The sequence below is a fragment of the Metabacillus bambusae genome, from assembly GCF_017497975.1.
Classification (GTDB): domain Bacteria; phylum Bacillota; class Bacilli; order Bacillales; family Bacillaceae; genus Metabacillus; species Metabacillus bambusae.
This window is the reverse complement of record NZ_JAGDEL010000022.1, coordinates 102,600-116,663: the sequence shown is the minus strand read 5'-3', so window position 1 is coordinate 116,663 and position 14,064 is coordinate 102,600. Positions and strand designations below refer to the sequence as shown.

Annotated in this window: 13 protein-coding genes and 2 riboswitches; of the genes, 5 read left to right on the top strand and 8 right to left on the bottom strand. The window is 35.4% G+C overall.

Going from position 1 to position 14,064, the window contains the following annotated elements:
• Window positions 1-86 (top strand): IS3 family transposase (locus tag I7822_RS22615; protein ID WP_207981230.1); only part of this gene is annotated, 86 nt, incomplete at its 5' end.
• A gap of 75 nt (window positions 87-161) precedes the next feature.
• On the opposite strand, the gene I7822_RS22610 is transcribed toward I7822_RS22615, so the two are convergent.
• Complete coding sequence (locus I7822_RS22610; RefSeq protein WP_207981336.1) at window positions 162-1,508, bottom strand: DUF5667 domain-containing protein; 1,347 nt, start codon at window positions 1,506-1,508, stop codon at window positions 162-164.
• Between the two features lie 85 nt (window positions 1,509-1,593).
• Window positions 1,594-1,679, bottom strand: a riboswitch (cyclic di-GMP riboswitch).
• 157 nt (window positions 1,680-1,836) lie between these two features.
• Entirely contained in the window at window positions 1,837-2,742 is a 906-nt protein-coding gene (gltC, locus tag I7822_RS22605) for a glutamate biosynthesis transcriptional regulator GltC (protein WP_207981335.1), read from the bottom strand.
• 174 nt (window positions 2,743-2,916) lie between these two features.
• Between gltC and gdhA the strand changes: the two genes are divergently transcribed.
• Together gdhA and ndk are read left to right on the top strand one after the other, a co-directional pair.
• Window positions 2,917-4,299, top strand: coding sequence for an NADP-specific glutamate dehydrogenase (gene gdhA, locus I7822_RS22600; RefSeq protein ID WP_207981334.1), 1,383 nt, complete (start codon window positions 2,917-2,919; stop codon window positions 4,297-4,299).
• A gap of 585 nt (window positions 4,300-4,884) precedes the next feature.
• Window positions 4,885-5,346, top strand: a complete 462-nt coding sequence (gene ndk / locus I7822_RS22595; protein ID WP_207981333.1) for a nucleoside-diphosphate kinase — start codon at window positions 4,885-4,887, stop codon at window positions 5,344-5,346.
• 95 nt (window positions 5,347-5,441) lie between these two features.
• Here ndk and I7822_RS22590 read toward each other — a convergent pair whose 3' ends face one another.
• From I7822_RS22590 to I7822_RS30320, 3 genes are all read right to left on the bottom strand, one after another.
• Window positions 5,442-5,951: a hypothetical protein gene (locus I7822_RS22590; RefSeq protein WP_207981332.1), complete on the bottom strand. Its 510-nt coding sequence runs from the start codon at window positions 5,949-5,951 to the stop codon at window positions 5,442-5,444.
• Window positions 5,952-6,011: 60 nt separating this feature from the next.
• Complete coding sequence (locus I7822_RS22585; protein WP_207981331.1) at window positions 6,012-8,063, bottom strand: molybdopterin-containing oxidoreductase family protein; 2,052 nt, start codon at window positions 8,061-8,063, stop codon at window positions 6,012-6,014.
• Between the two features lie 88 nt (window positions 8,064-8,151).
• The gene (locus I7822_RS30320) at window positions 8,152-8,277 is read right to left on the bottom strand and encodes a hypothetical protein (protein ID WP_279382011.1); all 126 of its coding nucleotides are present in this window, start codon (window positions 8,275-8,277) and stop codon (window positions 8,152-8,154) included.
• A gap of 68 nt (window positions 8,278-8,345) precedes the next feature.
• On the opposite strand from I7822_RS30320, the gene glsA reads away from it, so the two are divergent.
• The gene (glsA, locus tag I7822_RS22580) at window positions 8,346-9,275 is read left to right on the top strand and encodes a glutaminase A (RefSeq protein ID WP_207981330.1); all 930 of its coding nucleotides are present in this window, start codon (window positions 8,346-8,348) and stop codon (window positions 9,273-9,275) included.
• A 299-nt stretch (window positions 9,276-9,574) separates the two neighbouring features.
• Here the strand turns inward: glsA and tenA are convergent, their stop codons facing one another.
• Window positions 9,575-10,258 (bottom strand): thiaminase II, encoded by a 684-nt coding sequence (gene tenA / locus I7822_RS22575; RefSeq protein ID WP_207981329.1) that lies wholly within the window; start codon window positions 10,256-10,258, stop codon window positions 9,575-9,577.
• 250 nt (window positions 10,259-10,508) lie between these two features.
• Window positions 10,509-10,617: riboswitch (TPP riboswitch) on the bottom strand.
• 352 nt (window positions 10,618-10,969) lie between these two features.
• Between tenA and ilvD the strand changes: the two genes are divergently transcribed.
• A complete protein-coding gene (ilvD, locus tag I7822_RS22570; RefSeq protein ID WP_307847852.1) occupies window positions 10,970-12,652 on the top strand; it encodes a dihydroxy-acid dehydratase in 1,683 nt (560 codons plus the stop codon).
• Window positions 12,653-12,805: 153 nt separating this feature from the next.
• Here ilvD and I7822_RS22565 read toward each other — a convergent pair whose 3' ends face one another.
• Together I7822_RS22565 and I7822_RS22560 are read right to left on the bottom strand one after the other, a co-directional pair.
• Window positions 12,806-12,979 carry a DUF2187 family protein gene (locus tag I7822_RS22565; RefSeq protein ID WP_207981328.1) on the bottom strand — a complete coding sequence of 58 codons (174 nt, stop codon included), beginning with the start codon at window positions 12,977-12,979 and terminating at the stop codon, window positions 12,806-12,808.
• A gap of 313 nt (window positions 12,980-13,292) precedes the next feature.
• Window positions 13,293-13,796, bottom strand: a complete 504-nt coding sequence (locus I7822_RS22560; RefSeq protein ID WP_207981327.1) for a DinB family protein — start codon at window positions 13,794-13,796, stop codon at window positions 13,293-13,295.
• Window positions 13,797-14,064: the final 268 nt, after the last annotated feature.

Below are 14,064 nucleotides of genomic sequence, written 5' to 3'. Positions count from 1 at the left end.
TGGTTTACTATAACAATTACCGTTATCAATGGAATTTAAAAAAGATGACCCCTAACCAATATAGGAATCATCTTCTAGTTGCGTGACTCTTTTTTTCTTGTGTCCTTGACACGGGTGCCAGTTTAAAATACCTGCTCTTTTTTCAAGCTTACGCTTCGTCTTTATTTTCTTTCTTCATGCTCTTTTTTAACACGTTTTTCTGCTTCTTCTCGCTGTTTTTCTTCAGCCTTTTTAACAGTTTCCTTGGCTTTCTCTTCTTTCTTCTTTACTTTTTCACGTTCTTTTTCAGCAAGTTGTTGAGCTTCTTCATGTTTCTTTTCTTCTAGTTTATTTAGGTTTTCACGCTTGCGTTCTTCCTCTTGTTTCTTTAATGCCTCACGTTGTTTTTCTTCAGCCTTTATACGTGCTTCTTCTTTATTTTTATCAACACTGACAGACTCATCTTGATTTTCCTCTTCTATGTTAGAAGTATTTTCGTCTATTTCAATACGATTTTCTTTATTGGCGTTGCCTTTACCTTTATCATTTGCTTTTACTAATGCATCTTCTACCACTTCATCAGCCTCTTCGTTGAGTTCAGCAAGTTCTTCATTGAATTCTTCTTCATCAATTTCACCAGATGCTAATTTTGCTTCGAATTTTGCACGTTTATTTTTAGCCTTTTGCTTTTTTTCTTCTAACTTGGCTAACTTTTTGTTAACCTTCTCCTCGAACTTTTCTTGTGCTTTAACAATATTTTGTTGAAGAGCTTCTTTTGCCGCTGGGTTTTCAAGCTTTTCTATCACTGCTTGTAAAGCAAGAATGTTTGCTGCGAATTTTGCTTCAAGTTCAGTACGGATTGTATCGGCTGGGGTTTTATCTTGTGCAACGTCTCCATCCACTACTTCTGTTGGTTCTTCAGTAGTAGGTTCTGCATCTGAAGTCGATTCCTCATACTTAGTTAATGCTAACTCTTGTTGTTCAATGGCTTTTTGGAGCATTTCATTTGCTAACTCTTCCTCACCATTAGCAAGTAAGGCTTCTGCTTCTTTGATCCTTTCTTCAGCAAAAGAAGCTAGCAATTCAGCCTCTGTTACTCCATCAAATGTTAAAGCTAATTGAACATTTTCAAATAACTTTTTTGTGAAATAAAAGAATTCACCTGGTAAAAGTGAGGGAGATTCATCTTCTACTACTGGATTAATCTCCGTCTCCTCTTGACTTGATTCTTCAGTTTCTAGTTCTTCAGTAATCTCTTCGTCTTCGTCTGTGATTTCAGTAATTTTTTCTTCCATTGGTGTCTCTGATATTTCATCACCTTGATTTGATGGCTCAACAGTTGAATCGATTGATGTATCAACTAATTGGTCTTGTTGAACAGTCTCTTCTATTAGAGAGTCTGTTTGTGATTCATCGTTATCAGCCAAAGCCTGTCCAGATCCAAAAGAAAAAGCGAAAGCCGATGCAAAAACACTTGTAGCAAGAACATTGCGAACATTTTTGATAATTGTAAAATACTTTTTTGACATTAAAAAAATCCCTCCAAAACAATTTTCTGTAAAGGAAGAATCTTGAACTAACTCTATTAATATTGAGTCTTTTCTCGATTCTTCATTTGGTAGCCCAGCCATCAATAGTATTGATACCTTAGATCTGTGACTTTGCGTCTCTACCTTTCAGTAGATTTGCCTTTTTCAAATGAGAAACGAAAGCTCAATTAATTCGTTCATCATTATTAAATTAAATATACATTAAAAATCAACGAATGAATATTATAATTTTTTTCCAGAATAACACTTTATACTTACTGTTTAATTAGTATCAAATTAATTTTAATAATTATCTCGGAATAATAAATTAATTTTTAAAATGATCTAATCTAGCAAAAAATTCTTGTACAAAATTGTAAAATAACTCTTCTGTAGGAAGTAATACACGTTGTTTCGGAGTGATGACTCCCACACTTCTCGTAACATTTGGTTCGATCAATGGAATTTTTACTGTTGAGCGTGGAATGTTATCAACTAATGTGACTTCTGGCATTAGTGCTACCCCAAGTCCCGCCGAGACTAGCCCTTTCAACGCATCAATATCGTCCCCTTCGAAAGCAACATGTGGTGAGAAGCCTAGCTCAGCACATGCATTAATAACGATTTCTCGAAAAACAGTGCCGTTTTGTAGTAAACAAAAAGGGTCATCCTTAAGTTCGCGCAACTTTATAGTCGACCTTTTTGCAAGCGGATGATGAATTGGCAAGAGGGCAACAATATTTTCCGTGAATAATATTTTACGCTTAATCTTCTTCTCATCCATTGGCAATGGACCAATTAAAGCAAGGTTAAAATCCCCTTTCACCACTCCATCTATTAAGTCGTGGTATAGAGCTTGCTTCAGTTTAAATTTCGCCTCTGGATAGTGCATACGAAATGCAAATATCACAGTTGGTAACGTATAAGCTGCCAAACTAATCGGAAAAGCTATTCGAATCGTCCCTTTTTGTGGATCTAGATACTCTTCAACTTCACGTGTCGCATCATCGATCACATTCATTGCATGTTTCATCCGTTCTAAAAACACTTTTCCAATTGGAGTTAATTTGACTCTTCTTCCTTCTCTAATAAACAAGTCAACACCTAATTCGCTTTCTAAATTAAAAATCTGTCTACTCACAGAGGATTGTGCCACATGCAGAGCGTCTGCTGCTTCTGTAACATGTTCTCGCATAGCAACTTCCATAAAATATCTTATTTGTCTAATTTCCACAGTTGTTCCCCCTGATCATTCATGCGTTAAACGCATTAACTTTATCGTTTCTTTATATTGATTGGATTATTATTTGATTATAAAATACAGCTTAACAGTAAATCTAACAAAAATTAAAATATTTCAGTCAATATACCATTTTTATTTATATTGACACATAGGAGAATGAGAAGGATGAAAACAATCGAAAAAATAGAACAATCATTTACAGATAATGTGAAAGAATATGTCGATCAAGTTTACGCAACTGTAAAGAAACGTAATCCACATGAAAGTGAGTTTCATCAGGCTGTAAAAGAAGTTTTTGATTCTTTAGTTCCTGTTCTCGCTAAAAATCCACACTACATCAAGCAAGCCATTCTTGAAAGAATTGTTGAGCCAGAAAGAGTCATCTCATTTAGAGTTCCTTGGGTTGATGATCAAGGAAATGTGCAGGTTAACCGTGGGTTCCGTGTACAATTTAACAGTGCTATTGGTCCATATAAGGGCGGTTTAAGATTTCACCCTTCTGTAAATGCGAGTATTATTAAATTTTTAGGCTTTGAGCAAATTTATAAAAACTCTTTAACTGGCCAACCAATTGGCGGCGGAAAAGGCGGAGCTGATTTTGATCCTAAAGGAAAATCAGATGCAGAAATCATGCGATTTACACAAAGCTTCATGTCTGAACTTAGCAAGTATATCGGTCCTGATATCGATGTTCCAGCTGGTGATATCGGTGTCGGCGCTAGAGAAATTGGCTATATGTTTGGTCAGTATAAAAAAATGCGTGGTGGCTTCGAAGCTGGCGTATTAACAGGTAAAGGCCTAGGTTACGGCGGAAGCTTAGCACGAACTGAAGCAACTGGATATGGAACAGTGTACTTTGTGGAAGAAATGTTAAAGGATCATGGCCTAAGCTTCAAAGGAAGTACTGTTGTTGTATCAGGTTCAGGTAATGTTTCCATTTATGCTATTGAAAAAGCGATGCAGTTAGGAGCTAAGGTGTTAGCATGTAGTGACTCAACTGGTTATGTATATGACAAAAATGGCATAGACCTTTCAACAGTAAAACGCTTGAAAGAAGTAGAAAACAAAAGAATAAGTGAATATGTAAACGAACATCCAGATGCTCATTATGTTGAAGGCTGTTCAGGGATCTGGACGATTCCTTGTGATATCGCTCTACCATGTGCAACACAAAATGAAATAGATGCACATGCCGCTGAGCTTTTAGTTTCTAATGGTGTGAAAGCGATCGGTGAAGGTGCAAACATGCCTTCTACACTAGAAGCAGTCGAGATATTCTTGAGAAATAAGGTGTTATTTGCACCAGCAAAAGCTGCAAATGCAGGTGGCGTTTCAGTCTCAGCATTAGAAATGGCTCAAAATAGTGCAAGATTGGCTTGGACATTTGAGGAAGTTGACGCCAAATTACATGATATCATGAAAAACATTTACAATGAAAGCATGAAAGCAGCTCAAGAGTATGGTGCACCTGGAAATCTTGTCGTTGGTGCTAATATTGCTGGATTTGTTAAAGTTGCAGATGCTATGATTGCTCAAGGAATAATTTAATTTATTAACTATTTTCCGCTATAAGCATTCTATATTGTTTATCTATTCAATGGATGAACTGAGAAATCTTAAGTAAACTAGGAGGAAATGTCCTCCTAGCTTTTTCATTGATAAGAATAGGCTTCTTCATCAAATTATCCTCTACTAAAAAAATACTTTCAAAACAGCATCTTCAATTCAAATTCCTATTTTAATGGCTATTTTCAAATTATTTTTTTGAAATATTAAATATACTTTTTTACGGTTATCCCCTACCTTCTTGCTCATATCTCTTCTTCAAGTAAGTGTTTATTAAACCTTCCAAAAGATTCTACTATTTTTATTAAAACCATCGATGAACTCTTTTCCCAGACTATATCCTGCTCTTTCTCCATTTTTAACAACAGTATGTAAAAAAGTAATTTGTAATAGATAGAGTGTTTTTTATTTATTGAATTCACTTAAAGCATGACTACTTTTTTCTAGCAACCTGTTATATAAATGAGAAAAATTGTCATAATGTATACTACAAGTTTTAAAACCATCCTAGTACTCTGATTTTTCGATTACTATGTTTCATTTATTTCATTTAAAGAGGTGATGAATATGCCGATACAGCGTACGTTTATTATGGTGAAGCCTGACGGTGTAAAGCGAGGTTTAATTGGAGAGATTATAAAACGTTTTGAGCAAAAGGGGTTCACATTGTTAAATGCAGAGCTTATGACTATTAGTCGTGAAAAAGCTGAATATCATTATATGGAGCTTCAGGATAAACCATTTTTTGGTGAGTTGGTAGACTTTATTACATCAGACTCTGTTTTTGCAATGGTTTGGGAAGGCGAAAATATTATCGAAGTTTCTCGGAGCATGATTGGAAAAACAAGTCCTTTAGAGGCACTACCTGGTACGATTCGTGGGGATTTTGCATGTTCCAAAGCGGAAAATGTAATTCATGGCTCAGATTCTCTTTTAAGTGCAGAAAGAGAAATCGCAAACTTTTTTGACCCACTGTCAATACGTCCTATAAATAAAGATTTTCCTTATGACGAACGTAAATCAGTTTGAGTAACTTACACAGGTGAAAAGTTTTTTTAATAATGTCTTTAGTTGACCACTTGTTAGGATTAGCCAACTAAAGACATTCTTTATGTTTATTTTTCCTAATACAAGCTAAGGGTTTGTAAGAGATCAAACCATTTCGTAACTGATTTTGGGAATTTCGTAATTTTCCCATCTTCCGATATAAAATAATTATTATCTTTCAATGTAATGCTAAACTCCTGACATATCTCATTAATTACATAATCCAATGTAACCGTATTGCCTACATGTCTGGAAGTAATATCATATTCTATAACATCTTTCACTTTCCCCCAGATCTCATCTTCAAGCTTATAAAGTTTATAGTAATCTAGGATATAACCAGTTGTACAAAGTTTTTCTACAATATTATCATTGTCTACACAATATATATTCGTTCCACAGAAATCACATTGAATTGTACCTACTTGACCATAACGTGAACCCATATGTTCATATAATTCAGGTAATTGTTTATTACATTTCACACAGAATATTGGCGTTATGCTTACATCCAATTGTGTACCCCACTTATCACCTCTCACGATTATGTTAATATTCCCATCATTAATTGCTTTTCTTATTCCCAATTTTTTCATTCCTTTCATTTTTATTTGAGATAAAAACGATAATAATAGAAAAAACTGGTTTTAAACCATTTCCTTCTGATTAATTACTTCTACATTTACACGGCCAGAAAAAAATGTAGCACCTCCACCCATATCGGAAACTCGATCTGGAGTTAAGGAATTGACTAAGTGTTTTTTACCCGTGAGGTCTGACCAAAGGCCTTGGCTTACGACTACTCCTGGTAAAACTTGATTGCCTACAGAAACTGTGAGCTCACATTCTCCACGATCATTCCAAATTCGGACAACCGTTCCATCTTCAATTCCTCGTTTATCTGCATCATGTTTATTCATAAATAATTTAGGTGCTTTTTCAAGTTTGATATGTTTATCATTATTAGAAAAAGTTGAGTTTAAAAAGTTATGATTTGGTCCAGGTACATATCGAAAAGGATAATTTGACTCTTCTAATAAAGGTGTATGGGTTGGGAGCCCCGGGTGACCATCTAATTCCATTTTTTTAGAAAATAACTCAATCTTACCACTAGGTGTATTTATATTTTTTAATAAATCACTTGTGTTTGCTTTCAGATAGCGATCTATTTTTAATTTCTCATAGCAATTGTCTGGTAAAAAAGGTGTCGATAAATTGCTTAAAGCTTGTTGAATTAATTCTTCATCTGAATCCTTAAATGCTTGTTCATCATATCCCATTGCTTGAGCAAGTAGTCTGAATACCTCTGTATTAGATTTACTTTCTCCATATGATGAAATGACAGGTTCCTGCAAATGGATATAGTGATGCCAGTAAGACGTATAAAAATCAGTATTTTCAAAAGCTGAAGTTGCAGGTAGAACGATGTCTGCAAACATTGCTGTTTCTGTTAAAAAAAGGTCGTGAACGACAGTGAATAAATCTTGTCGAGCTAATCCCTTACGCACATTAGTAGCATCAGGAGCCACAACAGCAGGATTGCTTCCATAAACAAACAATGAACGAATAGGCTCCACTTGTTTAAGCAATGCTTTACCTAATTGGTTCATATTAATTGTGCGTGTTTGTTTCTTTTGTAGATCAGGGCGTTGTAATGCATTTGTATTATGGGCTAAAAAGGCTGAATTAGATTTCAAAGCTCCCCCACCCTTCAGAGTCCACTGTCCTGTTAATGCAGGTAAACACGCAATTGTCCTAACAATCATTCCTCCATTATCATGATGCTGAAGTCCATTTCCAATTCTTATCATCGAAGGAGAGATCTCTCCGTACATCCGAGCTAATGTATAAATGTTCTCTACAGAAACTCCTGTAATATCTGAAACCATTTGTGGATCATAATTACTAACATGTTCTTCTAGCACTTCATAACCAACTGTATACACTTTTAAAAATGATCGATTAACAAGCTTTTCTTTGTATAAAACATGCATAATCCCTAATGCTAGCGCTCCATCCGTACCAGGGAGAATCGGAATAAACCAATCTGCCATTTTGCCAGTTTGATTTTTATGGACATCAATGACTACAATTTTTGCTCCGTTCTTTCTAGCCTTTTGGGCGATCGTCATTTGGTGCATATTTGTACTAACAGCGTTTATTCCCCACATTATAAATAGCTTAGTTTCCGTCATCTCCTCTGGATCAGTGCCGTAACTTCCCCCCATTGTGTAACTATAACCTTTCGAACCAGCAACTGAACAAATCGACCGGTCAAGTTGACTTGATCCTAAACGATGAAAGAACCGGCGATCCATTCCTTCTGCATTAATATTTCCCATATTCCCATAAAAACTGTAAGGTAGAATTGATTCTGATCCTTTTTCTGAGATAAGTTTTTTCCATTGATTTGTAATCGTTTCGATTGCCTCTTGCCAGCTAATTGGTTGAAATTTGCCCTCTCCCTTTTCACCAATACGTTTCAAAGGTGTCTTAATTCTTTTTTGATCATAGATTCGTTCACCCATGTTCCTCACCTTATTGCAAATATTCCCTTTGGTCACAGGATGATCAGGATCACCTTCAATTTTTACAATTTTTCCGTCTTTTTTATGTATTAGTAATCCGCATTGATCTGGGCAGTCAAGTGAACAGACAGATGGAACGACACCATTTTCTACATTAATATATGATTTCATAACTAGTATCCTTTCATGAAAAAATAGCTTTATAGATTATACCATATACATAGAACCAATCTTTTGAATGTTTTGAAAATCGATCGATTTAGTCAGCAGCAAAATTTACAGCACTTTCGTCTTGGTTTCTAGATGTTTGTTTTGAAGCAATTTGTTCTAAGCGTACAATTTTGATTGGCCAAAAGGATAAAGAATTGTAACTCCCCTTCCCCATCTTTAATATTACCCTTAATACAATGATATAAAAAAATAGTTTGCACATACTATAATCGGTGATGAATAATGCCTTGTCGATCAAGTGATGAATTAAATACATTAGTAACAACAGCAAAAAAGTGCACAAAAAGTGGAAAAGTTGCAGATTATATTCCAGCACTCGGAAAAGCTAACCAAGATGATTTGTCGATTGCCATACATTATCCTGACGGACGATGTATCTCAGCTGGATGTATTGAAAAGCGGTTTACCTTACAAAGTATCTCAAAAGTAATCTGCTTGGCCCTCGTTTTGATAGATAGAGGCTCTAATTATGTGTTTGAACATGTTGGTATGGAACCCACAGGAGACCCCTTCAATTCAATTGCAAAATTAGAAACAATGTCTCCCTCAAAACCTTTAAATCCTATGATCAATGCGGGTGCACTAGTTGTTACTCATTTGATTAAGGGGAATTCTGTTGAAGAGAGATTTCAACGTCTCTTATCTTTTATCCACAAATTGACAAACGATTCAACAATTAATTATTGTGAGGAAGTAGCACGCTCCGAATTTGAGACGGCACATTTAAACCGAGCTTTATGCTATTTTTTAAAGCAACATAATATCATTGAAGAGGACGTAGAGCATTTAATGGAGTTATACACAAAACAGTGTGCTATTCAAATGAACGTATTAGATTTGGCGAGAATTGGACTAGTTTTTGCGTTGGATGGAGTTGATCCTCTTTGCGGCAAACAAATAATGCCTCCAGATGTCGCTCGAATTTGTAAAACGTTTATGGTTACATGTGGGATGTATAATGCCTCAGGAGAATTTGCGATCAAAATTGGCATACCTTCAAAAAGTGGAGTGTCAGGTGGAATAATGGGTGCAGTTCCCGGAAAATTTGGTATTGGGATTTTTGGGCCGTCTTTAGATGAAAAAGGAAACAGTATTGCAGGTATAAAATTATTAGAATTATTATCAAAAAATTATAAGCTAAGTATGTTTTAAAATGGCTGTTTTTGCAAACTTTGTTGCTATATAACAAGTATTAGGGAATGGTTGACTTCCGTTCCAATCAACCTTAAGCAGTTTTGGTTTTAAAAGTAACAATCCCTTAGAAAAAAGCCTTAAGAAAAGAGTCTTTAAATTAAACCTAACTTTGAAACTCTCCTAAAGACCTATTCAGGAGGGTTTCAAAGTATGTATAATTGGTAATGCCATGCCAAAATTAAAATTAGAGTAATATGTGTTGTCACAAATAGCTCTGTTTAATCCTTTTTGCATGTTATGCTCTATATACCCTTAAATCAAATTTTTTCTATTGTTTTTTCAACTGGCCATTTCTCTAATTGATAGGCCATTTCCCAAAAAGCATATTCATATTCACTGCTAATAATAAAATGCTCTTTCATTCTTTCTCTATCTATATCTGTAACTTTATCAGCTATTTCATCAAAACGATCTATTTGTTCTTCCACAAGTGTTCTAAACCATTCTCCACCATAAGCTCCAATCCATTGTTGATAGATTGGTTCATCTGGCGTAGAGTCTTTCAACCTTTCACCTATTTCGTAATACAACCAATAGCAAGGTAAAATAGCTGCAATAATATCACCTAAATGTCCAGTATATGCTGCTCGGTACAGATGAGATGTATATGCATAAGCTGTTGGAGCTGGTTTAAAATTTATTTTTTCTTCCTCTGTTATACTTAAAAGTTTGGAAAAGTTTTTATGCAAGCCAAGTTCAGCCTCATACGTTCCTATAGTATGTGAGGCCATTCGATTTGTAGTATGTAAATCTAGAGCCTTTGAAGCACCTAATGATTGAACTCTAGCAAAGTGTGATAAATAATACGAATCCTGCATTACATAATAACGGAAATGCTCCAATGGCAAAGTCCCACTCCCAATCCCTTTAACAAATGGATGATTAAAGCTTGCTTGCCAAATATCTTCTGCTTCCTTCCTAACAATCTCTGAAAACTTCATTCTTTTACCTCCCTTTAGAAATCACATGAACATTAATCACTGCCCTAATTTCTTAAAACAAGGCTCTGTTAAAGCCCACTGTTGATTGGAACGCATACGTGAAGCCTCCTGCAGGAGGCTCACGGACCGCCCGCGGAAATCAACAACCAAGTTTAATTAGAGCGTAAAACAAATAAACCACATTCCTTTAACGTAAAGAAAGTGGTTTATTGGAACTTATATAGATACATAATATATATGTAAATTAACTTATTCCATTATTCCACTTCCCTACGCTGGCATAAACCAGATCAGGTTCAAAGAGTCTTAAAGTTTCACTTTAATCTCAGCCTCTATAAGAGACACCCCTAGTGAATCGATATTCACATGTAAATTCGTCCTTATCATATCATGCAACATTTTTATGTCAAGATTATTCCATAAACTCGTTCCGCCATTTCTAACTTTGTTCCAAACGGTAGAAGAGAAATGGTAAAGGTTATTTTTCATGTACACTTAAATACTATTTTAATATAAATGAACTCTCTATTATTTTCATTTTTGTTTATTTAAAATATTAACATTATATACAGAACTGAGAGATTGAGAAATATTAATTTTTGGTAGTAAAGATATCGTCTTTCATCTATGATAATTTTTTAAATAATGTTACAATAAGAAATATTAAAATTTTCAGAAGAATTTTAATTGAACTGTTAACTGGAGGGATTTATTTTGGCTGAACAACGTAGTAATATGATTAAACAAGGAATTGACCGTGCTCCACATAGAAGCTTACTTCGTGCTGCAGGTGTAAAAGAAGACGATTTTGACAAACCGTTTATTGCGGTTGTAAATTCATATATTGATATTGTTCCAGGACATGTACATTTACAAGAATTTGGTAAAATTGTTAAAGACGCAATCCGTGAGGCGGGCGGTGTTCCATTTGAAATGAATACAATTGGTGTTGATGATGGTATCGCGATGGGACATATCGGAATGAGATATTCATTACCAAGTCGTGAAATCATTGCTGATTCTGTAGAAACAGTTGTTTCAGCACACTGGTTTGATGGAATGGTTTGTATTGGAAACTGTGACAAAATTACCCCAGGAATGTTGATGGCGACACTTCGCGTGAATATTCCATCAATTTTTGTAAGTGGCGGACCGATGAAAGCTGGTACAGACAGTGCTGGTAATGCACTTAACTTAAACTCTGTTTTTGAGGGTGTAGGAGCATACCAATCTGGTCAAATTGATGAAGCAAGATTAAAAGAGATTGAGTCAGTTGCATGCCCTACATGTGGTTCATGTTCAGGAATGTTTACAGCAAACTCTATGAACTGTTTGGCAGAAGGTTTAGGACTTGCCCTTCCTGGTAATGGTACTATTTTAGCTGTTGCTCCAGAACGTAAGGAATTTGTTAAACGCTCTGCTAAACAATTAATGGAGCTTATTGAAAAGGATATTAAGCCTCGTGATATCGTAACTATCGATGCGATTGATAACGCATTTGCTTTAGACATGGCTATGGGTGGGTCAACGAACACTGTTCTCCATACTTTAGCATTGGCACATGAAGCGGAAATTGAATATTCATTGGAACGTATAAATGAAATTGCAAGTCGTGTTCCACATCTTGCAAAAATTGCTCCAGCATCCGACTATCATATTGAGGATGTTCATAACGCGGGCGGCGTAAGTGCAATCATCAATGAGGTTCTTAAAAAGCCAGGTGCTATTAATGGTGATTGTCTAACTGTTACAGGAAAAACATTACGAGAAAATGTGGCTGGAGCAGATATTTTGGACAAGAATGTAATTCGTCCTTTAGACAACCCACATTCTGAGCAAGGTGGTCTTGCTGTATTATTTGGTAACTTAGCTCCAGATGGTGCGGTTATAAAAGTTGGTGCAGTCGACCCAGCTGTCGGCGGTTACCATAGAGGTCCAGCGATTTGTTTTGACTCTCAAGAGGAAGCACTTTCTGGAATTATAACTGGTGAAGTTAAAGAAGGCGATGTTGTTGTTATCCGCTATGAAGGTCCTAAAGGCGGACCTGGTATGCCAGAAATGCTTGCCCCTACTTCACAAATTGTTGGAAGAGGCCTTGGAGCTAAAGTTGGTTTAATTACCGATGGACGTTTCTCAGGTGCATCTAGAGGTATTTCGATCGGTCATATTTCTCCAGAAGCAGCAGAAGGCGGCCCAATCGCATTTGTTGAAAATGGTGACATTATTGAACTGGACTTAAATAATCGTTCAATCCAACTAGAAATTTCTGATGAAGAATTTGAAAAACGCAGAGCTAACTGGAAAGGCTTTGAACCAAAAGTTAAAAAAGGTTATTTAGCACGTTATTCTAAGTTAGTTACATCCGCTAACACTGGTGGAGTTATGAAAATATAATTAATAATGAAACCTGCCAAAAGTCAAGTAATTAAAGGCTTTTGGTGGGTTTTTATTATTTTTTTATTGAACTGACAAAAAATCTCTAATCGTGAAATCAGAGGTTTTTTGTCCGATTTTTTTAATAAATACAGATTTAAACTCATCAAGCTTCTAATTTTTTATTTTGTAATTTTTATGATTAACAATTGTTTTAAGTGGTTCATCTTTTGCTGAAGTACCGTATTGAACCATAACGGAATTTTCCCTAATACCAGAAACAACACCTTCAATGGACTTACCTTCCCTTTTAAAGGAAATTACATCGCCAATTTTTGCAATGGCCATTCAATCACCTCGACTTATATAATGTCCAATATACCTGAAAAATACTTTTCTTCTTGTATCAATTTATCAGTAATTTTACTGATAAATCGGAATGATTTTCCATTAAAAAAACTATTGTTTGTGCTTTACAACTTAACTTTAATCGGAATGAAGAAAGGTATATTTGGAAAACTATCTATAAGGTTTAATCAAGATAAGGTATAAAAAGCCGCCCAGGTATATTTTAACCCTAGCCGGCTAATTCATGATTATTTAGTGTGTTGTATGACAGGATCTTCAAACTTTCAACTAGATGTTTAGAATAATAAAACTATTATAATGTAGGAGCTTCCATTCCCATTTGGCTCCATTCTTCTCTTGATGGTCCATACACTCCTGGAACGTTCAAGCCTGCTTGGCGCATGAGAACCGTTAGTTGACCACGATGATGAATGATATGCTTAATGAGTAGTGAAAGTGTTACAGCTTTTGGCATTTCCCTCCCAAACACATTTTTCATTTCACTTAACGATTGGTCAGTCCACTGCTGCTTTATAGCGTCACTAGTGTCGGCACTTACTCTTCGAAATGTCTCAGCGATTTCCATAGCTGAGGATGGTATGGAGTTTGAGTCTTTTATTTCTTCAACCGTAATACCAAACTCAATTAGCATTCCTGGTGTACTTGTTACAATATGCCAGGCAATTGCTCCTAAAGTACGGTCTTCAGGTGAAACCTCTTGTTGAAGAGAAGGATCAGTCAATGCATCCAATACCTTTTGCGTTGAAGCAGCCTCATGATTCCATTCTTCGATAAATTCAGTTATAGAAGTATACATATTTTTGCCTCCGTGTTCTGTTTTTTTAATTTTCTATTAACGTGCATAGTATAGCACTTTTTACCAAGATTACAACGTTCCTTTTACAAAATTTATAGTAAATTTAATGTTCCACTATTAAAAGCAGTTCACATAAATTCGATGAACTGCTACTATTATAAATCTTAATTTTATTGGCTTTTAAATGGTATTGTTTAGTTTATAGCTCACTCTACTTTACGATTGGCTGTTTTCGCAAACTTTGATGCTATTTCCCAAGTAATGCGGT

What these genes read in the sequence shown, in the direction of transcription:
- I7822_RS22610 (WP_207981336.1), bottom strand. Translation starts at nt 1,508, where the DNA reads ATGTCAAAAAAGTATTTTACAATTATCAAAAATGTTCGCAATGTTCTT.
- gdhA (WP_207981334.1), top strand. Translation starts at nt 2,917, where the DNA reads ATGAAAACAATCGAAAAAATAGAACAATCATTTACAGATAATGTGAAA.
- ndk (WP_207981333.1), top strand. Translation starts at nt 4,885, where the DNA reads ATGCCGATACAGCGTACGTTTATTATGGTGAAGCCTGACGGTGTAAAG.
- I7822_RS22585 (WP_207981331.1), bottom strand. Translation starts at nt 8,063, where the DNA reads ATGAAATCATATATTAATGTAGAAAATGGTGTCGTTCCATCTGTCTGT.
- I7822_RS30320 (WP_279382011.1), bottom strand. Translation starts at nt 8,277, where the DNA reads ATGGGGAAGGGGAGTTACAATTCTTTATCCTTTTGGCCAATCAAAATT.
- glsA (WP_207981330.1), top strand. Translation starts at nt 8,346, where the DNA reads ATGCCTTGTCGATCAAGTGATGAATTAAATACATTAGTAACAACAGCA.
- tenA (WP_207981329.1), bottom strand. Translation starts at nt 10,258, where the DNA reads ATGAAGTTTTCAGAGATTGTTAGGAAGGAAGCAGAAGATATTTGGCAA.
- I7822_RS22565 (WP_207981328.1), bottom strand. Translation starts at nt 12,979, where the DNA reads ATGGCCATTGCAAAAATTGGCGATGTAATTTCCTTTAAAAGGGAAGGT.
- I7822_RS22560 (WP_207981327.1), bottom strand. Translation starts at nt 13,796, where the DNA reads ATGTATACTTCTATAACTGAATTTATCGAAGAATGGAATCATGAGGCT.